Source organism: Streptomyces sp. NPDC047085 (genome assembly GCF_040643735.1).
GTDB lineage: Bacteria > Actinomycetota > Actinomycetes > Streptomycetales > Streptomycetaceae > Streptomyces.
In genome coordinates this window covers 374731-401640 of sequence record NZ_JBEYUW010000001.1, presented here as the reverse complement: position 1 = coordinate 401640, position 26910 = coordinate 374731, and the positions used below count along the sequence as shown (strand labels likewise).

23 protein-coding genes and 2 tRNA genes are annotated in these 26910 nt (G+C 70.9%); 8 read left to right on the top strand and 17 right to left on the bottom strand.

Annotated features, from left to right (window positions below; all coding sequences use genetic code 11):
* The first annotated feature begins 140 nt into the window (after positions 1-140).
* Together ABZ865_RS01560 and ABZ865_RS01555 are read left to right on the top strand one after the other, a co-directional pair.
* A complete protein-coding gene (locus tag ABZ865_RS01560) occupies positions 141-1427 on the top strand; it encodes a cytochrome b/b6 domain-containing protein (protein ID WP_361222303.1) in 1287 nt (428 codons plus the stop codon).
* Complete coding sequence (locus ABZ865_RS01555; protein ID WP_361222302.1) at positions 1424-3034, top strand: NADH-ubiquinone oxidoreductase-F iron-sulfur binding region domain-containing protein; 1611 nt, start codon at positions 1424-1426, stop codon at positions 3032-3034. Before ABZ865_RS01560 ends, ABZ865_RS01555 begins: the two co-directional genes overlap by 4 nt.
* A gap of 149 nt (positions 3035-3183) precedes the next feature.
* Here ABZ865_RS01555 and ABZ865_RS01550 read toward each other — a convergent pair.
* A tRNA-Ala gene (locus ABZ865_RS01550) sits at positions 3184-3256 on the bottom strand.
* Between the two features lie 139 nt (positions 3257-3395).
* On the opposite strand from ABZ865_RS01550, the gene ABZ865_RS01545 reads away from it, so the two are divergent.
* The gene (locus ABZ865_RS01545; protein WP_361222300.1) at positions 3396-4637 is read left to right on the top strand and encodes a glycosyltransferase 87 family protein; all 1242 of its coding nucleotides are present in this window, start codon (positions 3396-3398) and stop codon (positions 4635-4637) included.
* Here the strand turns inward: ABZ865_RS01545 and ABZ865_RS01540 are convergent.
* The 3 genes from ABZ865_RS01540 to ABZ865_RS01530 form a co-directional block, all read right to left on the bottom strand.
* Positions 4616-4849 (bottom strand): hypothetical protein, encoded by a 234-nt coding sequence (locus ABZ865_RS01540; RefSeq protein WP_006136074.1) that lies wholly within the window; start codon positions 4847-4849, stop codon positions 4616-4618. The genes ABZ865_RS01545 and ABZ865_RS01540 overlap by 22 nt on opposite strands.
* A 3-nt stretch (positions 4850-4852) precedes the next feature.
* On the bottom strand, positions 4853-5026 hold the full coding sequence (locus ABZ865_RS01535) for a hypothetical protein (RefSeq protein ID WP_107407407.1): 174 nt from the start codon (positions 5024-5026) through the stop codon (positions 4853-4855).
* A 69-nt stretch (positions 5027-5095) separates the two neighbouring features.
* Positions 5096-6454, bottom strand: a complete 1359-nt coding sequence (locus ABZ865_RS01530; protein ID WP_361224297.1) for an MFS transporter — start codon at positions 6452-6454, stop codon at positions 5096-5098.
* A 400-nt stretch (positions 6455-6854) separates the two neighbouring features.
* Between ABZ865_RS01530 and ABZ865_RS01525 the strand changes: the two genes are divergently transcribed.
* Positions 6855-7742 (top strand): helix-turn-helix transcriptional regulator, encoded by an 888-nt coding sequence (locus tag ABZ865_RS01525; RefSeq protein WP_361222297.1) that lies wholly within the window; start codon positions 6855-6857, stop codon positions 7740-7742.
* Between the two features lie 77 nt (positions 7743-7819).
* Here the strand turns inward: ABZ865_RS01525 and ABZ865_RS01520 are convergent.
* The 7 genes from ABZ865_RS01520 to ABZ865_RS01490 all read right to left on the bottom strand — a co-directional run bounded on the left by ABZ865_RS01520 (position 7820) and on the right by ABZ865_RS01490 (position 12367).
* A tRNA-Ala gene (locus ABZ865_RS01520) sits at positions 7820-7892 on the bottom strand.
* Between the two features lie 106 nt (positions 7893-7998).
* On the bottom strand, positions 7999-8667 hold the full coding sequence (locus tag ABZ865_RS01515; RefSeq protein ID WP_361222295.1) for a histidine phosphatase family protein: 669 nt from the start codon (positions 8665-8667) through the stop codon (positions 7999-8001).
* Positions 8667-9110, bottom strand: coding sequence for a ribosome silencing factor (gene rsfS, locus ABZ865_RS01510; RefSeq protein ID WP_361222293.1), 444 nt, complete (start codon positions 9108-9110; stop codon positions 8667-8669). Before rsfS ends, ABZ865_RS01515 begins: the two co-directional genes overlap by 1 nt.
* A 241-nt stretch (positions 9111-9351) precedes the next feature.
* Complete coding sequence (locus ABZ865_RS01505) at positions 9352-11070, bottom strand: LytR C-terminal domain-containing protein (RefSeq protein WP_361222291.1); 1719 nt, start codon at positions 11068-11070, stop codon at positions 9352-9354.
* A 16-nt stretch (positions 11071-11086) separates the two neighbouring features.
* The gene (gene nadD / locus ABZ865_RS01500) at positions 11087-11815 is read right to left on the bottom strand and encodes a nicotinate-nucleotide adenylyltransferase (protein WP_361222289.1); all 729 of its coding nucleotides are present in this window, start codon (positions 11813-11815) and stop codon (positions 11087-11089) included.
* 56 nt (positions 11816-11871) lie between these two features.
* Complete coding sequence (locus ABZ865_RS01495) at positions 11872-12036, bottom strand: hypothetical protein (protein WP_361222288.1); 165 nt, start codon at positions 12034-12036, stop codon at positions 11872-11874.
* Positions 12037-12202: 166 nt separating this feature from the next.
* A complete protein-coding gene (locus ABZ865_RS01490) occupies positions 12203-12367 on the bottom strand; it encodes a hypothetical protein (RefSeq protein WP_361222286.1) in 165 nt (54 codons plus the stop codon).
* A 102-nt stretch (positions 12368-12469) separates the two neighbouring features.
* On the opposite strand from ABZ865_RS01490, the gene ABZ865_RS01485 reads away from it, so the two are divergent.
* A complete protein-coding gene (locus ABZ865_RS01485) occupies positions 12470-13564 on the top strand; it encodes a M48 family metallopeptidase (protein WP_361222284.1) in 1095 nt (364 codons plus the stop codon).
* 70 nt (positions 13565-13634) lie between these two features.
* Here ABZ865_RS01485 and ABZ865_RS01480 read toward each other — a convergent pair whose 3' ends face one another.
* From ABZ865_RS01480 to proB, 5 genes are all read right to left on the bottom strand, one after another.
* Positions 13635-14705 (bottom strand): hypothetical protein, encoded by a 1071-nt coding sequence (locus tag ABZ865_RS01480; protein ID WP_361222282.1) that lies wholly within the window; start codon positions 14703-14705, stop codon positions 13635-13637.
* 87 nt (positions 14706-14792) lie between these two features.
* Positions 14793-15392: a hypothetical protein gene (locus tag ABZ865_RS01475; protein ID WP_361222280.1), complete on the bottom strand. Its 600-nt coding sequence runs from the start codon at positions 15390-15392 to the stop codon at positions 14793-14795.
* 81 nt (positions 15393-15473) lie between these two features.
* The gene (locus ABZ865_RS01470) at positions 15474-16760 is read right to left on the bottom strand and encodes a glutamate-5-semialdehyde dehydrogenase (protein ID WP_361222278.1); all 1287 of its coding nucleotides are present in this window, start codon (positions 16758-16760) and stop codon (positions 15474-15476) included.
* A gap of 76 nt (positions 16761-16836) precedes the next feature.
* Positions 16837-17262 carry a hypothetical protein gene (locus tag ABZ865_RS01465; RefSeq protein WP_361222276.1) on the bottom strand — a complete coding sequence of 142 codons (426 nt, stop codon included), beginning with the start codon at positions 17260-17262 and terminating at the stop codon, positions 16837-16839.
* 171 nt (positions 17263-17433) lie between these two features.
* Positions 17434-18561: a glutamate 5-kinase gene (gene proB, locus ABZ865_RS01460; RefSeq protein ID WP_361222274.1), complete on the bottom strand. Its 1128-nt coding sequence runs from the start codon at positions 18559-18561 to the stop codon at positions 17434-17436.
* Positions 18562-18924: 363 nt separating this feature from the next.
* On the opposite strand from proB, the gene ABZ865_RS01455 reads away from it, so the two are divergent.
* Positions 18925-19656 carry a hypothetical protein gene (locus ABZ865_RS01455; RefSeq protein ID WP_361224294.1) on the top strand — a complete coding sequence of 244 codons (732 nt, stop codon included), beginning with the start codon at positions 18925-18927 and terminating at the stop codon, positions 19654-19656.
* Between the two features lie 59 nt (positions 19657-19715).
* Here the strand turns inward: ABZ865_RS01455 and galE are convergent, their stop codons facing one another.
* Positions 19716-20687, bottom strand: a complete 972-nt coding sequence (gene galE / locus ABZ865_RS01450) for a UDP-glucose 4-epimerase GalE (RefSeq protein WP_361222272.1) — start codon at positions 20685-20687, stop codon at positions 19716-19718.
* A 336-nt stretch (positions 20688-21023) separates the two neighbouring features.
* On the opposite strand from galE, the gene ABZ865_RS01445 reads away from it, so the two are divergent.
* Both ABZ865_RS01445 and ABZ865_RS01440 read left to right on the top strand, forming a co-directional pair.
* Complete coding sequence (locus ABZ865_RS01445; protein WP_361222270.1) at positions 21024-23255, top strand: bifunctional glycosyltransferase family 2 protein/CDP-glycerol:glycerophosphate glycerophosphotransferase; 2232 nt, start codon at positions 21024-21026, stop codon at positions 23253-23255.
* A gap of 23 nt (positions 23256-23278) precedes the next feature.
* Entirely contained in the window at positions 23279-26848 is a 3570-nt protein-coding gene (locus tag ABZ865_RS01440; protein WP_361222268.1) for a CDP-glycerol glycerophosphotransferase family protein, read from the top strand.
* Positions 26849-26910 lie beyond the last annotated feature (62 nt).

Genomic DNA, 26910 nt, shown 5'->3' with positions numbered 1-26910 from the left:
AACAGCCACTAAGGGACATCGACTCAGTCGCATTGTCCTTTGATAACAACGCAATAACTCAAACCTCGTACTGATCGGTATGGCGCCACCTAGAGTTCGGCAGCGGGACCGCCTTCCCGAAACTGCTCGGAGTTGCCCCCATGAACCCTCGTCGTAGTAACAGCTCCCTCCCCAAACCGGGCCGCTCGGCCTATGGGGTGGCGACGGCTGTCGTTCTGCTGCTCATACCCGTGGTGGTGGTGTACGGAGGCGGCTGGCTCCAGGACTTCCTGAACTTCGGTGCGGGCGTCCTGTCCCTGGTCAGCCTGACTTCCTCGGTGATCTGGGGCCTGATCACCCAGGACCGGCTCATCCTCAACACCCGTCAGCGGATCATCGCCCAGGCCGTCCACCGGGTGCTCGCCGTCGCCTCGATCGCCTTTCTCCTGGTGCACATCACGATCAAGCTGGCGCTGGGCCACACCGTCCTGATCGCCGCGCTGATCCCCTTCGGCCTCGGCGTCGAGGGCAGCGCGGGACTGATCGGCCTCGGTTCGCTGGCAGGCCTGCTCATGATCTTCGTGGGTGTCACCGGCGCGCTGCGCAACCAGTTCGCCTCTCCGGCACCGGTGGCGGCGCGCTGGCGTGCCATGCACATGCTGGCCTACCCGGCCCTGTGCGCGGCGCTGATCCACGGTCTGTTCGCGGGGCGCGCGGCGAAGCCGTTCTTCATGGTGTCGTACGAGCTGTGCCTGGTCGGAATCATGGCCGCGCTCGCGCTGCGGGCCGCGCCGCGCCCGTTCAAGCGCAAGGTCGCCGACCGGATCGTCGCGCTCATCGGCACCGAGGAGCGGCAGGGCCTCGAGGACCTGGACGCGAGCCGCTCCCGGGTCGCCGAGTCCGGCCCGGCCGGCTTCGAGGGCCGGCGCGCGCCGAAGGCGTCGCCGGCCGACTCGCCCGCCGCCTCGCCGCTGTACCAGACGCCCGCGACCCCGGCCCCGGACCCCGTGCCCGGCTTCGCGGCGGCCTACCGCGCGGTGAACACCCAGGGCCGCCCCCAGCAGCCGTTCGCGGCCGGCCAGACCGCGCGCATGGACCTGCCGGTCGACCTGCTCGCCACGGAGGCGATCCCGCGCGTGGACGGCCCCGCCGGCACCTCGGGCAGCTGGCCGATCCCGTCCCCGCCACCGGTCGGCGAGGCTCCCCCGTCGGCCTACGACCCGCTCCAGGACACCGGATACACCATCCCGGCCTACGGCAATCCGGACACCGCCGGATACGGCGGAAGTGATCTGTACGACACCGGTGAGCCGAACACCCTCTATGGCACGTACAACTCGGGTGACACGTTCAACAGCGGTCCCGCCACCGAACCAAACCCCGGCACGTCGTACGACACGCCGGGTTCGGGCGAACCTTGGAACATGCCCTCCGGAGGCTATAGGTGAACGAGGCCCTGCCCGACGTCCCCGAAGTCCGCGTGGTCGGGCTTCCCCAGCTCACGTCGGGCTTCGACCTTGTGGAACGGCTCGACCTGCCCATGCACCTGAAGGTGCACGGCCCGCTCGACCCCCTGGGCGGCGAACAGCTCGCCCAGCTCGCCGAGAACATCAACCTCAAGGGCCGCGGCGGCGCGGGCTTCCCGTTCCACAAGAAGCTGCGTTCGGTCGCCGAGTCGGCGATCAAGCGTGGGGTGCGGCCGGTCGTCGTCGTCAACGGCAGTGAGGACGAACCGGCCTGCCGCAAGGACACGGTGCTCATCAACCGCGCCCCGCACCTCATCCTGGACGGCGCCCTGCTGTGCGCCGAGGCCCTGGGTGCCCGCACGCTCGTGATCGGGGTCACCCGGGAGTCCACCCAACGCTCCATGGAGGCCGCGCTGGCCGAGCGCGGGCTGAGCAACAGCCGCAGGTCGGCCCTGCGCGCGTGGGTGCAGCGCAACCCGGTGCGGATGGTCACCGGCGCCGCCGCGTCGCTGATCCGCTCCATCGACGGCGGCCCGGCGATCCCGCCCGGCCGCAAGATCAGTGCCTCCCAGAGCGGCGTCGGCGGGGCACCCACCCTGCTGTCGAACGCGGAGACGTTCGCCCAGCTGGCCATCGCCGCCCGCATCGGCCCCGAGCGCTACGGCAACACCGGCCTGTACGACGAGCCGGGCACCGTCATGCTCACGGTCTCCGGCGCGGTCGCCCGCCCCATGGTGCTCGAGGTCCCCACGGGCGTGCCGCTGCGCTACGTCCTGCAGCTGGCCGGCGCCCCGCCGGTGCCGCAGGGCGTGCTGACCGGCGGCTACCACGGCAAGTGGATCGACGCGGCGACCGTCAACGAGGCGATCGTCTCCCGCAACTCCCTGGACGCGGTGGGCGGTTCGCTGGGCGCGGGCGCGATCCTGCCGATCACCCAGGAGACCTGCCCGCTGGGCGAGTCGCTGCGCGTGGCCCAGTGGCTGGCCGAGGAGAGCGCCGGCCAGTGCGGCCCCTGCTACCTCGGACTGCCCGCCGCCGCGCGGGGCATGGAGGACATCCTCAACGGCGGCGGACCGGCCGCCCTGGAGGCGCTGAAGCAGGTCGCCAAGAACGTGAAGCGGCGCGGGGCGTGTTCGCACCCGGACGGCTCCGCGATGTTCCTGGAGTCGACCATCAAGGCGTTCACCGACGACCTGGCCGCGCACGTCCTCGGAAACGGCTGCGGAAGGCCCGTGGAGGGCGTTCTGCCGCTCTTCGAGGGGGGCAGGGCGCCTACGGGCATCCCAGGCGGCGGAGAGCCCGAGGAAACCGGCTCCAGCCGCCAGAAGATCTACGTCGACTGGACCCTGTGCCGGGGCCACGGCCTGTGCGCGGACATCCTCCCCGAGGTCTTCGAACTGGGCGCGGACGGTTTCCCGACCGTGGCCCAGGCGCAGGTGCCGCGCTACGCGGAGGCGAAGGCGCTGCGGGCGGTGCGCCGCTGCCCGGCGCTGGCGCTGCGACTCGAGGAGGACACGCGCGGGCAGGCGCCCTCGCGCAATCTGCCGGTCCTATCCCAGGGCCGCGGCCGCCGCGCCCTGGGACGCTGAGCACAGGGACACCGAGCGCACGGGCCGACGGCGCACGGACGGCGGGTCACCCGGTCGGGTGGCCCGCCGTCGTGTCGTCGGCTCCTGAGAACGCCGTGGAAAACGCCGAAGGCGGACCATCCGTTCGGATGATCCGCCTTCGACTTCTGTGGAGCTAAGGAGAATTGAACTCCTGACCTCCTGCATGCCATGCAGGCGCTCTACCAACTGAGCTATAGCCCCTTGTGGCCTCGCGGCGAAGCCGCTTGTCGACCGTGTCGCCCGGTTTCCCCGGCGGCGACGCCAACATTACACGGTCACAGGGGTGCAGTACCAAATCGGTTTCCGCTCTGCTCCCATACGGGCACTAATGTCGGGGTTCGTGACCGAGACGGCGTTCCCCGGAGCCTGGCGTCGGGCGCCGATCGCCCTGGTCGCGTGCCTGGTGTCGTTCACGGCCTTCTGGGCCGCGCAGCGGGCCGCGCACGTGTCGATGGTCGACCTGCTGGTGTACCGGGCGGAGGGAGCCACCGTCCGCGCGGGCGGCGACCTGTACGCCCTGCGGGCGACCGCGGACCGCCTGCCCACCACCTATCCGCCGTTCGCGGCCCTGCTGTTCACACCGCTGACTCTGATCGACCCCGCGCCCCTGCGCACGCTGGCGACCGCCGGGAACCTCGCCCTCCTGGTGGTGTTCGTCCGGCAGTCGCTGAAACTCGTCGGCCACGCGCGCGTGGAGACCGTCTGGTGGGTCGCGGCGCTGGCCGTGTGGTGCGAGCCGGTGTGGACGACGCTGCGCTACGGCCAGGTCAACCTGCTGCTGGCCGCCCTGGTCCTGTGGGACCTGACGCGCCGCCCGGCCGGCGGGTACGACCGCTGGACGGGGGCGGGCCTCGGACTGGCCACCGCGGTCAAGCTGACTCCTGCGTTGTTTCCGGTGTTCCTGCTCGCCACCGGAGTCGTGGCGCGCCTCAGGGGCGGGGACGGAAGGCCATGGCTGCGCCACGCGCGCGGGGCGGCCGTCGCGTTCACCGGCGCGACCCTGGCCTCCGCGATCGTCCTGCCGTACGACTCGTGGCGGTTCTGGACGGACATGGTCGTCCGCACGGACCGGGTGGGGTACGCCGAGGACACCGCCAACCAGGCTCTGCGCGGCGTTCTGGCCCGTCTGCTGCACACGGCCGAGCCGGGAGCCCTCTGGGTCGCCTCAGCGGCCGTGGTGGCGGCCCTGGGGCTCGCGGTGGCGGTCCAGGCGGAGTTGCTTGGGCGGCGGGCCTGGGCGGTGTGCGCCTGCGCGGCGACCGCGCTGCTGATCAGCCCGGTGTCATGGACGCATCATTGGGTGTGGTGCGTGCCACTGGTGCTCCGGCTGTGGACGCACCGGCTCCGGGCAGCCGCCCTGGGCACGCTGCTCGTCTTCTGCTCGTACGCCCCCTGGTGGGTGCCGCACGGACCAGGGCGACCGGAACTGCACCAGACGGGCGCCGAGTTGACGCTGTCGGCCCTCTACGGAGGCGCCGGTGCGCTGTTCCTCGCACTGGCCTGGACGTCGTTGCCGAGTCGCGGGCGCGGCCGGGCCCAGGCCAGTCCGTCACGGACAGGTCAGGCCGTCACGAAGGAATAGAACCTCTTGAGCGTGCAGTGCTCCTCGAGCAGACGGCCGTAGATCGGCTCGCCCTCCAGCTCGCGGTAGGTCTCGATCGGGTCGCCTTTTATGATCAGCGCCCGCGCGCATTCCTCGCACCAGTACTGGTAGTCGGGATTGATCGGCTCCATGTCACGGACGATCGGCGTACCGCTCCCACACCAGTCGCACTTTCGCCTGTGTGCACCCATCGATCAGCTCCAGCTGTGGCCGCAGGCCGTGCACACGTAGGAGATTCCGCCGTTGTCGCCGAGAACTTGGGCCACATGCGCGGAACCGCAGGAAGGGCAGCTGAGCCGGGTGGCTGTGTCCCGTATCAACGCCGCACCGAGGAGGTGGCCGCCCTCCTCAAGGATGCTCGCAGGCATCGCTACTCCCTCCCGTCGGGCCGCGCCCCCTTCCGGCCGTTTGATTCTGCCACGGCCGGAGCAATACGGTCAGCGACGCCTCAGTACCAGTCCGGACACGGCACCCACCGCCGCCGTTCCGGCCAGCGCCCACGCGGACACCGAGAACGCCTCCGCAGAGGTATACGCCGTCGGGGCCCCGAGTGACTCAAGCCGGTTGAGGAACAGTGTGCCGAATGCCGCGACGCCGATCAGCTGACCCAGCTGGGTCACCGTGGCGAGGAGTCCGCTGGCGTCCGCGGCGTCCTCGGGCCGCACGGTCGCGAGGGCCCCGGTGAACGTGGGGCTGAAGGCGAGGGCGAGCCCGGCGCCCACCGCGGCGTAGGCCGCGTACAGCGCCGCTCCCCCGTCACCCCCGCCGTGGAAGGCCAGGCCCACTCCGGCCGCCCCCGCCGCGGCCAGCGCGAATCCGGCCGGCGCGAGCAGGCGCTGCCCGGGCCACTTGCGCCAGGTCAGGCTGACCGCGCCGAAGACGGCCGCGGTGGGCGCGAAGCTCAGCCCGGCTCGCAGCGCGCTGTAGCCGAGCCCGCCCTGCACGTGCAGCGTCAGCGCGAACAGGAACCCGGCGTTGACGGACATCACGGCCAGGAGCCGGAACACGGCCGGCCCCATGCCGGGATGGCGCACGACCCGCGGTGCGATCAGCGGGGCACCACCGCTCCGGGCCAGCCGGGACTCGTAGCCGCAGAACAGCACGAACAGGAGTACGGCGGCGGCCAGCGACAGCCACGACCACAGCGGCCAGTCCTCCTCCTGCCCGAGCACCAGCGGCACCGTCAGCAGAGAGACGGCCGCGGCGAGCAGCACCAGTCCGGGGATGTCGAGGGCGCGGGCCCGCTCGCGCCCTGCTCCACCGCCCAGTGGCAGGACCTTCCTGCCCAGGACCAGCAGGAGAACGCCCACCGGCACGTTGACCAGGAACACCGGCCGCCAGCCGGTGCCGAACAGATCGGCGCTGACCAGCACCCCGCCCGCGACCTGCCCGGCCGCCGCGCCGACGGCCAGCACCGCCGAGTAGGCGCCGAGTGCCCGGACCCGGGCCTCGCCGGTGAACGTCCGCTGGATGAGGCTGAGCACCTGCGGGATCATCACGGCCGCTCCGGCGCCCTGCACCAGCCGGAACACGATCAGCTCGGTCGCGCCCTGCGCCAGACCGCAGGCGAGCGAGGCGGCGGTGAACACGGCGAGCCCGACGAGGTGGACCCGGCCGTGGCCGAGGCGGTCGCCGAGCCGGGCGCCGGTGATCAGCAGGACGGAATAGCTGATGGCGTAGCCGGCGACCACCAGCTGCAGGTCGGCGCCCGAGGCCTGGAGCTCGGAACCGATGGTGGGGGCGGCGACGTTCACGATGAAGACGTCGAGGACCGCCATGAACAGGGCGGTGAGCAGGGCCCCGAGCAGCAGCCGGGACCGGTTGTCAGTGGCGGGTGTTTCACTGTCGGTGACGGATGATGCACCGTCGGCGCTGGACCGTCGGCCGTCGATGGCGGGCGCTTCGCGGCCATGGGCGCCGGTACCGGCGCCGGATCGATGGTCAGCAGCGGATGCTTCGCTCCGACTGTCGGTGGCGAATGCTTCACTGTCAGTGGCGGGTGCTTCACTGATCGCAGGGTTCGGGACAGGCACGGAGTCCGGCCCGGTCCGGGATGTCGTCGTCATGGCGTCGAGCCTGACGACGCGCCGGTACAGGTGCCGAGTGCCCGCTGATGCTGGTATTGGCAGCACCTGGCAGGGCCGGGACCCGCTGCCGACGATGGGGACGGGACAACGGGGACGGGGGAAGACGACGATGGGGACGACGACACGACGCCGCAGGCCGGAGCTGGCCGCCTTCCTGCGCAGCAGGCGGGCCCGGGTGACACCGGCCGACGTGGGTATGCCGCCGGGGCTGCGGCGGCGCACGCCGGGGCTGCGCCGGGAGGAGGTCGCCCAGCTCTCGGGCGTGGGGGTGACCTGGTACACGTGGCTGGAGCAGGGCCGGCCGATCAACGCGTCGGCGCAGGTGCTGGACGCGGTCGCGCGCACGCTGCGCCTGGACCCGCCGGAGCGGGAGCACCTGTACCGGCTGGCGGAGGTGCCCTTCGAACCGGCGGCGGAGGGCCTGACCCGCCGGGTCGACCCCGCGGTGCAGGGCATCATCGACGCCCTCGACCCCCTGCTCGCGGTGGTCTACAACTCCCGCTATGACGTCCTGGCCACCAACCCGGCCTACCGCGACCTGTTCATGGTGCCGGAGACCCTCCGGATCGGTGTGCCGAACGTGCTGTGGACGCTGTTCACGGTGCCGGAGGAGACCTGCCCAGTGGTGCACCGGGACGGCGAGCTGCCGGTGATGGTGGCGACACTGCGGTCGGCGTACGGCAGACACGTGGGCGAGCCGGCGTGGGAGGAGTACATACGCGGGCTGTCGGCGGCCAGCCCCTACTTCGCCGAGCTGTGGGCGAGCGGTGAGGTGACACCTCCGGGGCCCCGGGTGAAGACGTTCCGTCACGGGGCGGTGGGCGAGATGCGGATGACCTCGCAGTCGCTCTCCATCGACGGGATGCCCGAGTGCCGGATCGTGGTCTACACGCCGGCCGACGAAGAGGCGCGCGCGAAGGTCGCGTTGCTGAGAGAGCAGAGGCAGCGGCTGTGGCCGCCGACGGACGAGGAGGCCGCCGAGATCATTCGACGTTGAAACGCAGAAAATCCCGCCCCCTGAGGGGACGGGATCCTCATCACCGATCTTTGACAACTCAACAGAGTGTCGATCAGTGGAGCTAAGGAGAATTGAACTCCTGACCTCCTGCATGCCATGCAGGCGCTCTACCAACTGAGCTATAGCCCCTGGTGTTCTTCCCGCTCGGCGGGGCGAACAAGAAGAACTTTAGCCTGCGACCTGCCGGAAAGTGAAATCCGGGTCCCCGGGCCGGGAACGGCGGACCCTCGGCCGCTCAGTCGTCGTCGCCGAGGACGGGCTCCGGGAGGGTGCCCGCATTGTGCTCGAGCAGCCGCCAGCCGCGGGCGCCTTCGCCGAGCACGGACCAGCAGCAGTTGGAGAGGCCGCCGAGGCTCTCCCAGTGCTGGGACTCCAGGCCCAGGAGCCGGCCGATGGTGGTGCGGATGGTGCCGCCGTGACTGACCACCACAAGGGTGCCGTCCTCGGGCAGCTTCTCGGCGTGCCGCAGCACGACGGGGGCGGCGCGGTCGGCGACCTCGGTCTCCAGTTCGCCGCCGCCGCGGCGGACCGCCTCGCCGCGCTTCCAGGCGGCGTACTGCTCGCCGAAGCGGGCGATGATCTCCTCGTGCGTCAGCCCCTGCCAGACGCCCGCGTAGGTCTCCCGCAGGCCCTCGTCGCGCGTGATCTCGAGGCCGGTGAGGGAGGCCAGCTCGGCAGCCGTGTTCGCGGCCCGCCGCAGGTCCGACGAGACGATCGCGTCGGGTCGCAGGGAGGCGAGCAGCCGGGCGGCGCGGCGGGCCTGGCCGATGCCGGTCTCGGTCAGCTCGACGTCCGTTGTGCCCTGGAAGCGGCGCTCCACGTTCCAGGCGGTCTGGCCGTGACGCCACAGGATGATGCGGCGCCCCCGGTCCTTGCGGTCGCTGACCTCGCCCGTGGCGCTCATCACCACTCCCCGGCCGGTTCGTCGGCGGCCTCGGCGGCCTTCAGCTTGGCGTGCTCCTCGGCCTTGCCGCGGGTGGCCTTGGCGTCCTCGGGCAGCTCGATCTCGGGGCAGTCCTTCCACAGCCGCTCCAGGGCGTAGAAGACCCGCTCCTCGCTGTGCTGGACGTGGACGACGATGTCGACGTAGTCGAGCAGGACCCAGCGGGCCTCGCGGTCGCCCTCGCGGCGCACCGGCTTGGCGCCGAGTTCCTTCAGCAGGCGCTCCTCGATCTCGTCCACGATCGCCTTGACCTGGCGGTCGCTGGGCGCGGAGGCCAGCAGGAATGCGTCCGTGATCGACAGCACGTCGCTGACGTCGTAGGCGATGACGTCGTGGGCGAGCTTGTCGGCCGCCGCGTGGGCAGCGGTGTTGATGAGCTCAAGGGAACGGTCGGTGGCGGTCACTACGAAGCTTTCGGTAGGGGTCGGAGATCGGCTGGAGTGGGGGATTCGACCCCCCACATGGCACAGCCCGTCGGCGGTCACCAGATCTCAAGGGTCTCACGGACCGCCCGACGCACCCCACGTGATTAACGCATCACGTGGGGTGCCCCGGCCGCGCCTCCGCGGTCGCGGCTCCGTGGCCGCGTCCCGGGCCGCATCCGAGTGGGGCGTCGCCAGCGACGCCGTCCCCGTCCGCGTCCCGTCAGGAGGAGGCCTTGTAGTCCTGGCCGAGGACGACCGAGACGTCGGCGCCGGAGGAGACCGTGCCCTTGCGCACGGAGCCGGCGGGCAGGCCCAGGGTCTTGGCGACCTCGGAGGCGTTCTCCTTGTCGGCGGGGTCGGAGTAGATCACCTTGGAGGCGGTCTGGGCGCTCTGGGCGGTGCCGCCCTCGAGGAAGGTGAACCCGCCGTTGAGGAGCACCACGCGGGCCTTCTCGGTGTCGTCCTTCACGCCGGTGGCGTTCTGGACGGAGACCCGGACCGCGGAACCGGCGTCGGGGCTCTTGGCGGTGCCGCCGAGGATGTCCTTGACCACGCTGTCGCTGGTCCGGGCGCTCAGGGTGCCGTCGGCCTGCACCGGCAGCAGGGCCGTCTTGTAGTCACCGCCCTTGGCGAGGTCGGCGAGCTTGGCGAGGAAGGTGCCGAGGTCCTTGTCGGTCAGCGGCGGGTCGAGGATCTGCGCGAGGGTCTGCACGGTGACGGTGGCACCCTGCGGGTCGGAGGAGATCTTGCGCAGCACGCCCTGCATGACCTGCCCGAACCGCTCCAGCTGCGCGTTCTGGGCCTCGCCGGTGGCGCGGTAGGTGGCGTAGGCGACGGCCATCTTGCCGCTGAGGGTCTGGTCCTTGCCCTGGTGGACGAGCGGGGAGGTGCCCTTCTTCTTGGCGTCCGGGTCGGGCACGTCGGCGTTGGTGTCGATGTCGATGTCGCCGACCAGGTCGACGAGGTTCTGCAGGTAGGGGGTGTCCAGGCGCCAGGTGCCCTGGATGTTGGTGCCGAGGACGGTGTCGAGCTGGTCGCGGGTGCCGGAGGCGCCGTCGTCGTCGACCGACTTGGCGAGGGTCGTAGTGGAGCCCGAATCGTCGGTCAGCCCGAGGGAGTTGGGCAGCAGGACGGTGGTGCCCTGCTTGGTGGTGGTGTTGTCGACCAGCAGCGCCGTGGAGGTGCCGCCCTTGCCGGTGTTGTGCAGGTGGACGACGATCACGTCGCGTTTCTGGGCGCCGGCCGCCGTCGCGGTGCCCGTCTTGGTGCCGGAGGAGGACAGGCCGGGCAGCTTTCCGGCGTACCAGAGGTAGCCGACGCCGCCGACGGCGACGAGGGCGAGGGTGACGAGGAGGGCGATGACGCGGCTGCGGGCGCGGCGGCGGGCCTCCTCGCGGCGCTCGGTGCGGTTCTCGGTGAACTTCAGCCAGTCGATGACGTCCTCGGAGTCACCGTCCGGCTCCTCGACGAAGGCGAACTGCCCGGTGTGGTAGTCCGGTTCGTGCCCGGACGCGGGGTCCTCGGCCGCCCGGGGCGCATGGGGCCCTTGGGGAGCCTGCGGATGCGTCCCCTCGGCCGGGCCGGGCTGCTGCGGGATGTACGCGGTCTGCTCGGCGACCCGGGGCTGTTGCCCGCTGGTCGCCGCCTGGCCGTAGGGGTCGTAAGGAGTGGCGGGGCCCTGGGGGGCGCCGGTGCCGTAGGGGTCGTACGGGTCGTGCGAAGTCCGGGAGCCGTAGGGGTCGTAGGAGGGCGGGGCCACGGGCGGCTGCGGGCCGGTGTCGTAGCCGTCGTAGCCGTAGCCCTGCCTGCCGTAGGGGTCGTAGGCCTGCTGCGGAGTCTGCTGTGCCGGGACCTGCTGGTAGACAGGCCGGCCGTACTCGTCGTAGCCGACGATCTCGTACTGGTCGCCCCCGTACCCAGCGTCGTATCGGTCGTTCACCGGTGCCCCTCTCGGCTCACTCGCCGCGGTACAGCTCGCGCTTGTCGATGTAGCGCACGACTCCGTCCGGCACCATGTACCAGATCGGGTCGCCCTTGGCGACTCTCGCACGGCAGTCTGTGGAGGAGATGGCCAGCGCCGGAACCTCGACCAGCGAGACACCGCCCTCGGGCAGGCCGGGGTCGGTGAGGTGGTGGCCGGGGCGGGTGACGCCGATGAAGTGCGCGAGGGAGAACAGCTCCGCCGAGTCGCGCCAGGTCAGCAACTGGGCGAGGGCGTCGGCGCCGGTGATGAAGAATAGGTCCGTGTCCGGGTTGAGGGCGCGCAGGTCGCGCAGGGTGTCCACGGTGTAGGTGGGGCCGCCGCGGTCGATGTCGATGCGGCTGACGGAGAACTGCGGGTTCTCGGCGGTGGCGATGACCGTCATCAGATAGCGGTCCTCGGCCGGGGAGACCTTGCGGTGGGTCTTCTGCCACGGCTGGCCGGTGGGGACGAACACCACCTCGTCCAGGTGGAACTGCGCGGCGACCTCGCTGGCCGCCACGAGGTGCCCGTGGTGGATCGGGTCGAACGTTCCGCCCATGACGCCGAGCCGGCGCTTGCCCGTGTGGGCGGGGCCGTGGCCCGCCGGGTACGACGGAGTCTTCACCGTGCCGGTCGCCGTGTCGGCGTGCTGAGCGGTGGCGTCGGCCGCGTGCGCGGCCGTCTCGTCCGCCGGACCGGTAGGCATGTCCTGCTCTCCCATGCGTGCAGACCCTACCGGCCCGTCCTGTGGCTCCCGGCCGGGGACCGGGTCCCGGGTCAGCGGTCGCGGTTGAAGCGGGTGGTGATCCACAGCAGGAGCAGCAGGATGACCAGGGCCGCGCCGCCGGTGACGGCCGGGTTCAGGCTGTTGTGGTTGCCACCGTGCTCCTCGCCCTCGGCGGCGAGGGTGACCAACTGGGCAGCGGCGCTGTGGAAGCTCATCTTCGGCAGGACCTATCGCGTGTGGGCGGGATAAAGATGTCGGCTCATCGTAAGCGGGCGGCCCGGCGGCGATCACGCCGACTCCGCCGTTGGGGAGGGGCGGTGGCCGGGACCCCTGGGACGCGGCAACCTTCCCGGGGCGTCGGCGGGGAACTTTCCCGCCGTGTCAGTCGTCCTTCCGCTTGTACCCGCGCAGCAGGAACCATGCGGTCAGTACGCAGCCCAGGACCATCACGATCAGGACGATACGGAGCAGATTTCCCGCCCCGTGCTGCTGGACGGCGCTCGCGGCGGCCTCGGTCAGCCGGACGGCTGCGGGGTGGTGCTCCATGGCTCGGCTCCTTCGGCTGTACTGCCCGTCCACGGTATCTCCGCCTAGGCTGGGCCCTGCCTCGGGGGGACAGTGGGCACTCACACGCACATGGGGGATGACATGTCCGACGACGGCCACGAGCAGACCGGGCGCGAGCGCGTGCCGAGCCGGCAGCGCAAGCGCTTCCCGGGGATCTCCTCGCGTGCGTACGAGCATCCGGCCGACCGCTCGGCTCTGGTGGCGCTGCGCAAGCTGAGCGGCTTCGACACCGTCTTCAAGGCGCTCAGCGGGCTGCTTCCGGAGCGCAGCCTCAGGCTGCTGTTCCTGTCCGACTCGGTGCGGGTCTCGGAGCGGCAGTTCTCGCACCTGCACGACATGCTGCTGGACGCCTGTTACATCCTGGACCTGGAGAAGGTCCCGCCGATGTACGTCAACCAGGATCCGCAGCCGAACGCGATGTGCATCGGGCTGGACGAGCCGATCATCGTGGTCACCACGGGTCTGGTCGAGCTGCTCGACGAGGAGGAGATGCGGGCGGTCGTCGGGCACGAGGTGGGGCATGCCCTGTCCGGGCACTCGGTGTACCGCACGATCCTGCTGTTCCTGACGACCCTCGCCCTGCGGGTGGCGTGGATCCCGCTGGGCAACCTCGCGGTCATGGCGCTCGTGACGGCGCTGCGGGAGTGGTTCCGCAAGTCGGAGCTGTCGGCGGACCGGGCCGGGCTGCTGGTGGGACAGGATCTGCGGGCCTCGATGCGCGGCCTGATGAAGATCGCGGGCGGCAACCATCTGCACGAGATGAACGTGGACGCGTTCCTGGAGCAGGCCGAGGAGTACGAGTCCGGGGGCGATCTGCGCGACTCCGTGCTGAAGATCCTCAATGTGCTGCCCCGCTCGCACCCCTTCGCCACCATCAGGGCGGCGGAGCTGAAGAAGTGGGCCGAGTCCCGGGACTACCAGCGGATCTTGGACGGCCACTACCCGCGGCGCAGCGAGGACAAGGACACCAGGGTCAGCGACTCCTTCCGGGAGTCCGCGGCGAGCTACGCCAGCGATGTGAAGACGTCCAAGGACCCGCTGATGAAGCTGGTCACGGACCTCGCGGGCGGTGCCGGCGACCTGGGCGGCCGGGTCCGCCGGGGCTTCGACGGCTTCAGGAGCCCGGCTCCCCCGAAGGACGGCCCGCGCGACACGCCGCCCCAGGACGAGGAGTAACTCTCCCTGGAGGAACCACCCCGCCCACCCCTCACGGCACCCCACCCCTCACGGCACCCCGCCGCGCCACTCACACCTTCGGCTGGGCCTCAGCGGCCAGCGTGCCGCAGAGGGCTGGTGCGCTGTCCGTCGTGTAGGGGTTGGTGCCGGCCGGGCCGCCCGTCCGGGCGCTCTGGCCGGACAGGAGCGGGCGGAGGTAGGAGGTCGAGTCCTCCGCGCAGGACAGCGGGCCCGCCTCGGTGGAGGAGGTGACCAGCCGGGTCTGGCCCACGCGCAGGTCGTCGCGGTCGAAGCGGAAGGTCAGCGCGCGGCGGACGGTGAACAGGGACACCGCGGAGTGGTCACCGGTGCCGACGGGGCGCAGGGCGTAGACGAAGGTGCTGTCGGAGGTGATCTCCAGGGTGGCCGGGTCGGTCTCGGTGGCCTGGAGGGTGCCGAGGACGCGGATCTGGTCGTCGGCGAGTTCCGCCCGTGCGGGGTCGAACCGGACCACCCAGCCGGTGGGGGCGTGCCGGCCGTCCGCGGCGGGGTGGTCGAAGCTCTGGTCGAACTGGTCGAGCTGGTCGGCGTCGAGGAGGGCCCGGGCGGGGCGGACCTGGCGGCCGGTGAGCACGTCGGGGTCGAGCGAGGAGCGCACCAGGTAGGTCCTGGCGATGCTCAGGCCGGCCGTGACCTGGCTGTCGGAGAAGTGCGCGGTGCTGCGAGTGGCGGGCAGCGGTATCCCGGCGGCGCCGACCTCGAACTGGGCGGCGGGGCTGTGCGTGTAGAGGGTCCTGGCGCTGGCGGCGCCGGGCACCTTGCCCTGCGGGGCGAGCGGGATGACGGTCATCCGCAGGGGCTCGGCGGGCTGCCGGGTCTCCGGGGAGCCGTAGGGGTGGCGGACGCCCATGTAGATCGCGGTGCCGAAGGCGACGGCGACGAGCACCACGAGAACGAGGATCTGCCAGGTCAGTCCGCGGCGCAGGGGCGGGCGTCGGCGCACGGCGGGGGCGTGGTCGGCCATACGCTCCTGCGCGGAGTACTCCTGGAGGCGGGCAGCACGGACGAACGATTCGTCGAATACGACGGATCGGTACTCGTCGTCCGCACCTCCGGGGCCGCCCTCGGGTGTCCCCTCCGGTGGGTCTCCAGGCCCGCCCATACTTTCAGAGTAGGTCTCAGGGGCCTCGGGTAAACGCGCTGGTACACGACAACTTCTGACAGGTTCTCACCAAAGCGTGCGGGGCGCTCAGGGGGAACGCGGGATCGCCGAGAAGGCCGGCTGGGGGGAGTCGGTGGAGACGGAGGGGGCCGCCGCGCTGCCCTGCTCGAGACCGGTGGAGGCAGGGGGCGGAACCTGGTCGCGGGTGCCCGAGGAGCCGCCCCGGTAGACCGCGGCGAAGGCCAGCGCGACCATGCCGATGCCCATCACGAGGGCGAGCACCCAGGCGACGGGGCGGTGCCAGCGGACCTGCTTGCCGTAGGGGCCGGCGGAGCCGTCGTGGTCGCCGAGGACGTAGGTGTCGTCCAGCTCGTCGTCGTCCCGATCATGACCGAAATCGGTTCCCTCGGGGCCGTACGCGTCGTCGTAGCGCTCGCCTCTGGCGTGGGCGCGGCGTGCTTCGGCCTCGGAGGCCTCAGCTCTTGCCTGGGCGGCGGCCAGGAGGCGTTCGACGGCGGTCGGCTCGTGCACCGTGGCCGCCTGTATGAAGGCCTCGTCGAAGACCACGGAGGCGAACTCTTCGTCCGACACCCCGCGGTCGTGGTCGTCGTCGGGCTCCCAGCCGTCAGGGAACGGCGTGCCCCCCACGTCCTCCGGCACGGGTCCAGAGTAGACCTGGGGGGTCAATTTGGGCAGACGGTATGGAAATTCGTCCGCCCGTCGAGACACCTTTTCGGACGGCCGGCCCGGGGGCCGAAGAGGTGAACCTCAGCGGCGCACGTGACCGTCGCCGGTGACGATGTACTTCGTGCTGGTCAGCTCCGGCAGACCCATCGGGCCGCGGGCGTGCAGCTTCTGGGTGGAGATGCCGATCTCGGCGCCGAAGCCGAACTGGCCGCCGTCGGTGAAGCGGGTGGAGGCGTTCACGGCGACGGTGGTGGAGTCGACCAGTTGGGTGAAGCGGCGGGCGGCCTGCTGGGAGGTGGTGACGATCGCCTCGGTGTGGCCGGAGGTCCACAGCCGGATGTGCTCGACGGCCTTGTCCAGCGAGTCCACCACCGCGGCGGCGATGTCGTACGACAGGTACTCGGTCTCCCAGTCCTCGGGCACGGCCTCCACGACGGTCGCCTTGGAGTCCTTGCCGTAGGCCATGACCCGTTCGTCGGCGTGGACGGTGACGCCGGCCTCGGCGAGGGCGTCCAGGGCGCGGGGCAGGAACGCGGGGGCGATGTCCTGGTGGACCAGGAGGGTCTCGGCGGCGTTGCAGACGCTGACCCGCTGGGCCTTGGAGTTGATCAGGATGTCGATCGCCATGTCGATGTCGGCGTGGGCGTCGACGTAGACGTGGCAGTTGCCTGTGCCGGTCTCGATGACGGGGACCTTGGACTCCATGACCACGGTCTGGATGAGGGAGGCGCCGCCGCGCGGGATGAGGACGTCGACGAGGCCGCGGGCGCGCATCAGCTCGTGGACGGACTCGCGGCTCTCGCCGGGCACCAGCTGGACGGCGTCGGCGGGCAGGCCGGCGCCGCCGACGGCGTCCCGCAGGACCCGGACGAGGGCCGTGTTGGACTCGTAGGCGGAGGCGGAGCCGCGCAGCAGGACGGCGTTGCCGGACTTCAGGCAGAGGGCGGCGGCGTCGACGGTGACGTTCGGGCGGGCCTCGTAGATGATGCCGACGACGCCGAGCGGGACGCGGACCTGGCGCAGGTCGATGCCGTTGGGGAGGGTGGAGCCGCGGACGACCTCGCCGACCGGGTCGGGCAGCTTCGCGACGTCGCGGACGTCGGAGGCGATGGCGCGGATCCGCTCGGGGGTGAGGGTGAGCCGGTCGACGATGGCCTCGCTGGTGCCGGTCTCCCGGGCCTTGGCCACGTCCTTGGCGTTGGCCTCGACGATCTCGGCCGTGCGGACCTCCAGGGCGTCGGCGATGGCGAGCAGCGCGTCGTCCTTCACGGCGCGCGGGAGCGGCGCGAGGTCGGCGGCGGCGGCCTTGGCCCGGTAGGCGGCCTGGGTGACCGGGGTCATCGAGTCGTACGGCGAGAGCGAGGTCATGAGGGAAGGGTAGTGCGCGGTGCGCACGGTCTCAGCGGCCGTTCCACACCCCGAGACGGGATCAATGGGGTGAAAGTCAGAAGGGGTGTACGCCTACGGGTGTCGCCGGTGCGGGACCGTAGCCCTCGGCGATGCGCTGGTGGTAGGTCTCGCGGTCGATGACCTCCAGGCCGACGATCTCCCAGGGCGGCAGGCCGGCGCTCTGCCGGTGCTCGCCCCACAGGCGCAGGGCGACGGCGGCCGCGTCGTGCAGGTCGCGGGCCTCCTCCCAGTACCGGATCTCCGCGTGGTCGCCGGCGTATCTGCTGGTCAGCAGGAAGGGGTGGTCGTGGGCGAGCTGTTCCAGAGCGCGCCGCAGGTCCTGCACGGGGACGTCCTCCCCGGCGACGCTGAGGGTGACGTGCCACAGGCGGGGCAGGTCCTTGGGCTCCTCGTAGGTGTTTCCGGCCGCGACGCTCGTCAGAGCGCCCCGGGACGCCGCCCCAGGACGGACTCGTCTCACAACGGCCTCCTTCACGCATGGCCCCTTGACGGAACGTGTCCCTTCGACACGTCGCCCGACACGTCTCCGAGACAAAGTTGAGCAGGCCGCCGGGCTCCGCGTGGCGGTTTTACGGAACGTCCCCCACCGGGGGCGGTCCATACGCCCTGTTTTGCGGCCGGTCCGCGCTGGTCACGCGTGCAGGAGAACCAGGTCGTCCGCGTGGACGACCTCGCGTTCGTAGGCCGGGCCCAGTTCCCGTGCCAGCTCCCGGGTCGAACGTCCGATCAGCTGGGGGATCTCCTTGGCGTCGAAGTTGACGATCCCGCGGGCCACCGCGCGCCCGGTGCCGTCGCGCAGCTCGACGGGGTCGCCGGCGCTGAACTCGCCGTCGACGGCGGCGATTCCGGCGGGCAGCAGGGAGGTGCGCCGCTCGACGACCGCGCGGACGGCGCCGTCGTCCAGGGTGAGGGAGCCCTGCGGGGTCGAGGCGTGCTGGAGCCACAGCAAGCGGTCGGCGGAGCGCTTGCCGGTGGGGTGGAAGTAGGTGCCGGTGTCGCCGCCGGAGAGCGCGTCGGCGGCGTGGACGGCGCTCGTCAGCACCACGGGGATGCCGGCGGCGGCCGCGATCCGGGCGGCCTCCACCTTGGTGACCATGCCGCCGGTGCCGACGCCGGCCTTGCCCGCGCTGCCGATCTCGATGCCTTCGAGGTCCTCCGGTCCCCGCACCTCCGCTATCCGGGAGGTGCCCGGCCTGCTGGGGTCGCCGTCGTAGACGCCGTCGATGTCGGAGAGGAGGACCAGCAGGTCGGCGCGGACGAGGTGGGCGACGAGGGAGGCGAGGCGGTCGTTGTCGCCGAAGCGGATCTCGTCGGTGGCGACGGTGTCGTTCTCGTTGACGATCGGGAACGCGCCCATCGCGAGCAGCTTGTCCAGGGTGCGGGAGGCGTTGCGGTGGTGGGCGCGGCGGCTCATGTCGTCGCTGGTGAGCAGGATCTGGCCGACGCGGACGCCGTAGCGGGCGAAGGAGGCGGTGTAGCGGGCGACGAGCAGGCCCTGGCCGACGCTGGCGGCGGCCTGCTGGCGGGCCAGGTCCTTGGGCCGGCGGCGCAGTCCCAGCGGGGCGAGACCTGCGGCGATGGCGCCGGAGGAGACGAGGACGATCTCCCGCTCTCCCCCGCTGCGGATCTTGGCGAGGACGTCGACCAGCGCGTCGACACGGTCGGCGTCCAGGCCGCCCGCGGCGGTGGTGAGCGACGAGGAGCCCACCTTGACGACGATCCTGCGGGCCTGGGCGACCTGCTGCCTTGCCGCTGACACGTGCTTCCCTCCGACCTCGCGCCCACGCCCCGTCGGACGTGGCTGTTGCAATCTACGCGATGTGTACGGAGCGTGCTCGCGTCGTCCACGTGCCGGACCGGTACGCGAGCGCCGCTCGCGAGACCGACGGGGAGCCGTGTCCGGCCCGCCGGGACGCCTCCGGGCGCAGTCCCGGCACGAGGCATCTCCCGTGCGCGGAATTCCGACGGAACTGGTCGGCTGCGTGTACAGCACGAGTGGGTAGGGCTCTCTCTCCTCCCTCCCACACACACAATTCGGCGAGCCATCCGGCACTACGCCCGGCCTGAGACTGCGACAGGACGGTTACAGGCACGTCCAATACGGTCTGCGACCATGGAACCCATGCGGAAGAGCGGGTTGATACGGGTCGTCACGGGAGCGGCCTGCGGTGCGTTGCTGGTGATGTCCCTTTCGGCGTGCGGCGGTTCGGGCCACGGGCGCGCCGCCGCGGCACGGAAGCACGCGGACGACGCACGGCCGCAGGAGACGGACCTGAAGCGGGTGCCCGGCATCGGGGACCGGCTGTGGGGGCAGGTGCCCGCCGGCTCCCGTCAGGTGGTCGCCGTGTACGGCGCCGGGAAGAACTCCCCCGACTCCACCGTGGCGCTCTTCACCAAGTACGGCTCCGTCTGGAAGCGGGAGCGCTCCTGGGCGGCGCACAACGGGGGCAGGGGCTGGACGACGGACCATCACGAGGGGGACCGGCGCAGCCCGGTGGGTGTGTTCACGCTGAGCGACGCGGGCGGGGTGTACGACGCGCCGGGGGTCAAGCTGCCGTACACCCGGTCCGCGGCCTTCCAGGCGCCCCGCTACTGGAAGAAGGCGTACTGGCACGACTTCGACTACGTCATCGCCATCGACTACAACCGCGTCAAGGGCACTCCGCCCAATGACCCGACGCGGCCCGAGGGGCAGTCGAAGGGCGGCAGCATCTGGCTGCACATGGACCACGGCAGCGGCACGTCGGCGTGCGTGAGCCAGTCCGAGTCGGCGATGCGGTATCTGCTGCGCACGCTCGACCCGGCGCTCCACCCTGTCGTGGTGATGGGCGACAGGGCGGACCTGAAGGCCTGACAGGAGCGGGCGGAGCCGAAGATCCCGCGGCTCCTCCGGTTACCCGCCCGCCCCGTCGCTCAGCCGTGGCGGTGGCGCCAGCCCTGCCAGGCGGACTCGATCATGTCGTCCAGGCCGAGGCCGGCGGTCCAGCCCAGTTCCGTCTGGATGCGGTCCGCGGCCGCGACCACCCGCGCCGGGTCTCCGGGGCGGCGGTCGGTGACCTCGGGCGCCTGGTGCTCGTTGCCGGTCACCTTCAGGATGCGGTCCACCATCTCCCGGACCGAACTGCCTTCGCCCCGGCCGATGTTGAGGACGAGCGAGGTGCCCTCCGGGGCCTCGCGCAGCCGTACCGCGGCCGCCTGGTGGGCGGAGGCGATGTCCTGGACGTGAATGTAGTCACGTACGCAGGTGCCGTCCGGTGTGGCGTAGTCGGCGCCGAAGATCCGCGGCGCCTCGCCGGCCTCCAGCCGCTCGAAGACCATGGGGATGAGATTGAAGACACCCGAGTCGGACAGTTCCGGGGCGGCGGCTCCGGCCACGTTGAAGTAGCGCAGGGAGACGGCGCGGATGCCGTGGGCCCGGGCGGCGGCGTGGATCAGCCACTCGCCGATCAGCTTCGTCTCGCCGTAGGGGCTCATGGGGACGCAGGGGGTGTCCTCCGTCACGAGGTCGACGTCCGGCATGCCGTAGACGGCGGCGGAGGAGGAGAAGACGATCCGGCCGACGCCGGTGGCGGTCATCGCCTCCAGCAGGGTCTGCAGGCCGGTGATGTTCTCGCGGTAGTAGTGGAGCGGCCGCTCCACGGACTCCCCCACCTGCTTCTTGGCCGCGATGTGCACCACACCCGTCACGGCGTGGTCGCGCATGGTCCGCTCCAGCAGGGCCCGGTCCAGCACGCTGCCCACGACCAGCGGCACGTCGGCGGGCACGCGGTCGGCGCTGCCGGTCGACAGGTCGTCGTACACGACCACGTTCTCGCCGTCCTGCCGCATGGCGCGCACCACATGCGCACCGATGTACCCGGCGCCACCCGTGACCAGCCAGCTCATTCCCACGCCTCCTCGGTTCTGCCGATGAGAGAGCAGACTCGTTCATGGAGTACGGAAAATCGAGTCGGGGCAATTTCGGACAATCGAGGCAAATGTAAAAGCCTTTGGCGGCACCGGTGATGGCCGCTTCGCCGGGCCGGGTGCAAGAATGCGTCCCACATGGGCAGAGGCGGGACTCTGCGACAGTTCTGTGACTATCCCCCGCTACCTCGCCCACGGAAACTTCAAGTGAATCCTTTACCCTGATGCGGCGGCGTACTGCGGGCCCGTCGGCGGACGGAGCGGGCCAGGGTCCCGGCCCACGCTCACGTAATCAGTCTCGGAACAGGTGTAAGGATGCCCAGACTCTCTCTCGTCATCCCTGTCTACAAGGTGCAGGGCTACCTGGCCGAGTGCCTGGACTCGGTGCTCGGGCAGGACTACACGGACTTCGAGGTCATCGCCGTCGACGACTGCTCGCCGGACGGCTCGGGCGCCATTCTCGACGAGTACGCGGAGCGCGACGCACGGATTCACGTGATTCACCTCACGGAGAATGTGGGGCTGGGCCGCGCGCGCAATGCGGGCATGGAGAAGGTTCAGGGCGATTACGTCCTGTTCCTGGACAGCGACGACACCCTGACCAAGGGCGCCCTGCGGGCGATATCCGAGCGGCTGGAAGCCGCCGACGATCCCGAGATCCTCGTCTTCGACTACGCCCGCAGCTACTGGGACGGCCGGGTCCGCCCCAACCAGCTCGCCGACCTGCTCCAGCCCGACGGCCCGGAGGCCTTCCCGCTCGCCGAGCGGCCGCAGCTGCTGGACCTGCTGCAGATCGTCTGGAACAAGGCCTACCGCCGGGACTTCGTCCTCCGCGAGGGATTCACCTTCCCGCCCGGCTACTACGAGGACGCCCCCTGGACCTTCTGCTCCCTGATCAGCGCCGAGCGCATCGCGGTGCTGAGCAAGGTCTGTGTGATGTACCGCCAGCGCCGCGAGGGCGGGAACATCCTGAAGACGGTCAGCCGTAAGCACTTCGACGTCTTCGACCAGTACGAGCGCGTCTTCGGGTTCCTCGACGCCCGCCCCGAACTCGAGCAGTGGCGGGCGCCGTTGTTCCGCAAGATGGTCGACCACTTCCTGACCATCCTGGACCGCCCGGACCGCCTGCCCGCCGACGCCCGGGCGGAGTTCTTCCACCGCGCCGCCGCCGACTACCGCGCCCGGCTCCCCCAGGGCTTCACCCGGCCGGGCGGAGGCCGTGGCCACAAGTACGCGATGCTGGAGAAGGACGCGTACACCGCCATGGCGAGCGCCACCGCCGTCGTGAAGCTCCGCAACGCGGTCCGGACCCGCACCCGCAGCGCCCTCAACCGGTCCAAGCGCAGCGCGATGGGCGTCTTCTACCAGTCGCAGCTGCGGCTGCCCCTGGACGAGAACCTGGCGCTCTTCTCCGCCTACTGGAGCCGCAGCGTCTCCTGCAACCCGGCGGCCATCGACGCCGAGCTCGCCCGCCTCGCCCCGCACATGCGCCGGGTCTGGGCCATCCGGCCGGAAGCGGTGGAGCAGGTCCCCAAGGGCGTGGAGTACGTCCGGGTGGGCTCCAAGGACTACTGGGCGGCCCTCGCGCGCGCCAAGTACCTGGTCAACAACGTGAACTTCGCCGACAGCGTGGTCAAGCGCGAGGGTCAGGTCCATCTGCAGACCCATCACGGCACCCCGCTGAAGACCATGGGCCTGGACCAGCAGAAGTACCCCGCCTCGACGGACATGGACTTCGACAAGCTCCTGGAGCGCTGCGACCGCTGGGACTTCAGCCTCAGCTCCAACCGCTTCTCCACCACCGTCTGGGAGCGCGTCTACCCGTGCTCCTACGTCTCCCTGGAGAGCGGCTACCCCCGCAACGACATCCTCGTCAACGCCACCTCCGCGGACGTGCGCCGGGCCCGGACGGCCCTCGGGCTCGCCGACGGCACCAGGGCGTTCCTGTACATGCCCACGCACCGCGAGTACCAGCCCGGCTTCGAGCCGAGCCTCGACCTCGCCCGCCTCGCCGACGAGCTGGGGCCCGACGTCACGCTGATGGTGCGCGGCCACTACTTCTACGGCAGCTCGCCGCACGTCGCCGAGCTGCGCCGCAGCGGCCGGATCGTCGACGTCTCGGGCCACGGGCGGGTCGAGGAGCTGTACCTCGCCGCGGACGCGCTGATCACGGACTACTCGTCCGCGATGTTCGACTACGCCGTCCTGGACCGGCCGATCATCATCTACGCGCCGGACTGGGACATCTACTCCGCGGTCCGCGGCACCTACTTCAACCTGCTCCAGGAGTCGCCGGGCGCGGTGGCCACCACCCAGGCCGAGCTGATCGGCCTGCTGGGCTCGGACGCGTACCGCGGTGAGGAAGCGGCCGCGCGCCGCGACGCCTTCCGCCGCCGGTTCTGCGAGTTCGACGACGGCCGGGCCGCCGAGCGCGTGGTCCGGCGGGTCTTCCTCGGCGAGACGCAGCCGCTGCCCTTCGTGCCGTTCGCCGAGCGTTCCCACGCTCCGGCCCCCACCCAGGCGCTCGCGACCGTCGAGCGGGCCTGACCCCGAGAAGGAGATCAACAAGCATGGCCCCTCGGCTCAGTGTCATCGTGCCCATGTACGACGTCGAGCACTATCTGCCGGCCTGTCTCGACTCGCTGGCGGCGCAGACGTTCCAGGACTTCGAGGTCCTGATGGTGGACGACGGCTCGCCCGACGGCTCCGCGGCGATCGCCGCGACGTACGCGGAGCGCGACCCGCGGTTCCGGCTGATACGCAAGGAGAACGGAGGCCTGGGGGCCGCCCGTAACACCGGCATCGCCCACATGTCCCCCGAGGCGGAGTTCCTGACCTTCGTCGACAGCGACGACCTCATTCCGCCGGACGCCTACCGGCTGATGGTGGGCAGCCTGGACGAGACCGGCTCCGACTTCGCCACCGGCAACGTCTTCCACCTCAAGGGCGAGAAGTCCTGGCAGGTTCCGCTGATGCGGATGCTGGCGGGCGAGGCGCGCCAGCGCACCCACATCTCCCGCTACGCCAAGCTCGTCGCCGACCGAATCGCCTGCAACAAGGTGTTCCGCCGGACGTTCTGGGAGAAGCAGGGCTTCGCCTTCCCCGAGGGCCGCCTGTACGAGGACACCCCCGTCACCATGCGGGCGCACTACCTCGCCGACGCCGTCGACGTGATCTCCGAGCCCTGCTACTACTGGCGGCTGCGCGAGGGTGAGTCCGCCCCCTCGATCACGCAGCGCCGTACCGACCCCGCCGGTGTCCGCGACCGTGTCACCTCGGTGCTGGAGATCAGCGACTTCCTCGGCAAGCAGCCCGGCGCGACGTTCGCCCGCCTGAAGAACGAGTACGACACCCGGGTCCTCGTGGACGACCTGCGGCTGTTCCTCAACGTGGTGCCCGACGGCGACGAGGAGTACCGCGCCGAGTTCCTGCGCTCCGCCAACCGCTTCCTGGACCACATCGACCCCAAGGTCGTGATGGCCCTGCCGACCCCGCTGCGCGTGCAGTGGCTGCTGGTCCGCAAGCACCAGCTCGACGAGCTGATCACCCTGCTGGCCGGGCAGCGCCGCAAGGAGGCCATCGAGGTCAGCGGCCTGGTCCGCAAGTACGCCTCCTTCCCGTCCCTGGCCGACGCCGACGTGGACTTCCCGCGCAAGGCGCTGCGCATCGACCCGGACCTGCAGATGCGCGCCCCGCTGAAGGACGTGACCTGGTCCGACGGCAAGCTGGTGCTGTCCGGCAACGCCTGGATCGACAAGATCGACCTGGCCTCGAAGCGTTCCTCGGTGAAGGTCCTGCAGCTGCGCAAGGACAAGTCCCGCCGCCGTACCCTGCTGCCCGCCCGGAACGTGGAGAGCCCCGAGTGCACCACCGACTCCGGCCAGGACCGCTACAACTACGACTGGGCCGGCTGGGAGGTCACCCTCGACCCGGCGAAGCTGCGCAAGGGCGGTGAGTGGCGGGAGGGCCTGTGGCACGTGGGCCTCGGCCTGTACGCCTCCGGCCTGGTGCGCCGGGCCGCCGTGCAGTCCAGCGGCGGCGCCGCCTGCAACTTCCCGCCCTACCGCTGGCTGAGCGCCGACTTCCGGATGCTGCCGTCGGTCGAGGGCGGCGCGCTCAAGCTGCGCGTCGAGAAGGTCCGCGCGCTGATCACCGGCTGGACGCTGGAGGGCGAGCGGCTGCGGATCACCGGCGAGATCCGGGTCCCCCTGGCCGTCGGCGAGCGCGTGGCGCTCCGGGTAAAGAACCAGAAGGGTGCCGAGGTCCACGAGTACCCGGTCGACGTCACCGAGGACGGCGGCACCCGCTCCTTCTCGGTCGAGGTCCCGGTGGCCGACGTGGCGCTGGTGTTCCACGAGGGCGTCGACGCCAAGGCCCAGCCCGAGAAGCGCGTCTGGTCCACCGTGCTGGTCGCCACCGATGCGCAGGGCACCGAGCGCCAGTTCAGCACCGTGATCCAGGAGGGCCTGGCCGACGGCCGGTTCAACCTGCCCGCGTCGATGGGCGAGCAGGCCGAGCTGTGCGAACTGGCCGTGGTCGGCGGGCACAACGGCTACCTGAAGCTGTCCGGCCGCACCCGGCGTGCCGTCATCGACCAGGTCGCTCTGCGGGACGGCCGTATCACCATCACCGGGCGCACCGACGTCCGCCTCGCCGGCTCCCGGCTGCTGATCAAGCCGCGTGCCCGCTTCGAGGAGCGGTTCGTGGAGCCGCGCTGGTTCGAGGACGGCCGCTTCGAGGTCGCCTTCGACCCCTCCACGCTCGGTGGCAGCGGCAATGTGCCGCTGCGCGCGGGCCGTTGGAACCTCTTCCTGCGCCCGGCCGACGGCCAGGGCCCCGACGTGCCCTTCGTCACCGACCGGCTGGCCGCCGAGCAGTTCCCGCTCCGCGCCGAACTGGGCGGCCGCCGCTACTGGCTGGAGAACCGCTGGGCCGACTTCCCGCAGCTGAACTGCCGTTCGGAGCTGGACGACCTGGAGCGCGGCCCGTACCGGCAGAAGCAGCTGCGCCGGGAGGTGTACGAGGCGCTGCGCCGGCAGCCGCTGAAGGACCAGGTCTTCTACCTCAGCTACAACGGCAAGCAGTTCTCCGACAGCCCCCGGGCGATGTACGAGGAGCTGGTGTCCCGTGGCTCGGACCTGAAGCACCTGTGGGCCGTGCGTGACGGGCAGGTCCTGCTGCCCGAGGGCGTGGAGCGGGTCCGGATGTGGGGCCGCGAGTGGTACGAGGCGCTGGCCTCCAGCCGCTACATCGTCACCAACGGCCACCTGCCGGACTGGATCGAGCGGCGCCCCGGCCAGGTCATCGTGCAGACCTGGCACGGCACGATGCTGAAGAAGATCGGCCACGACATCGACACGCTGCACTTCGACCGCCGCTACCAGGAGAAGCTGGCGCTGGAGGCCAAGCAGTGGAGCCTGGTCGTGTCCTCCAACCGGTTCAGCACGCCGATCCTGAAGCGGGCCTTCTCCTACGACGGGGAGATCCAGGAGGCGGGCTACCCCCGCAACGACTACCTGTACTCCTCGGACGAGGACAAGACCGCCATCACCGAGCGGGTGAAGAAGCACCTGGGGCTGCCCGAGGGCAAGAAGATCGTGCTGTACGCGCCGACCTGGCGCGACGACCAGTCGCACAGCGCCGGCCAGTACCTGTTCGACCTGCGCATCGACCTCGAGGACGCGCAGCGGCGCCTCGGTGACGACCATGTCCTGCTCATCCGCCGCCACTCCAACGTGGTGGACGCGGTGCCCGGCGCCGGCAACGGGTTCGTGTGGGACGCGTCGGAGTACCCGGACATCGCCGACCTGTACGTGGCGGCCGACATCATGATCACGGACTATTCGTCGGTCATGTTCGACTACGCCCACCTGAAGCGGCCGATGCTGTTCTTCACGTACGACCTGGAGCACTACCGGGACACCCTGCGGGGCTTCTACTTCGACTTCGAGAAGGACTCCCCCGGCCCGCTGGTCTTCAACTCCAAGGAGCTGGTCGACGCGATCCAGGACATCGACAAGGTGTCCGCCGAGTACCAGGACCGCTTCGACCGCTTCCACCACCTGTTCTGCGATCTGGACGACGGCCACGCCTCGGCGCGGGTCGTGGACCGGATGCTGGAGCAGGCCAAGGAGCTGTGAGCCGGTAGGTACGGCGCCGTACGCGAACGCCGACGGGGCGGGGCCCGGAGGACATGTCCTCC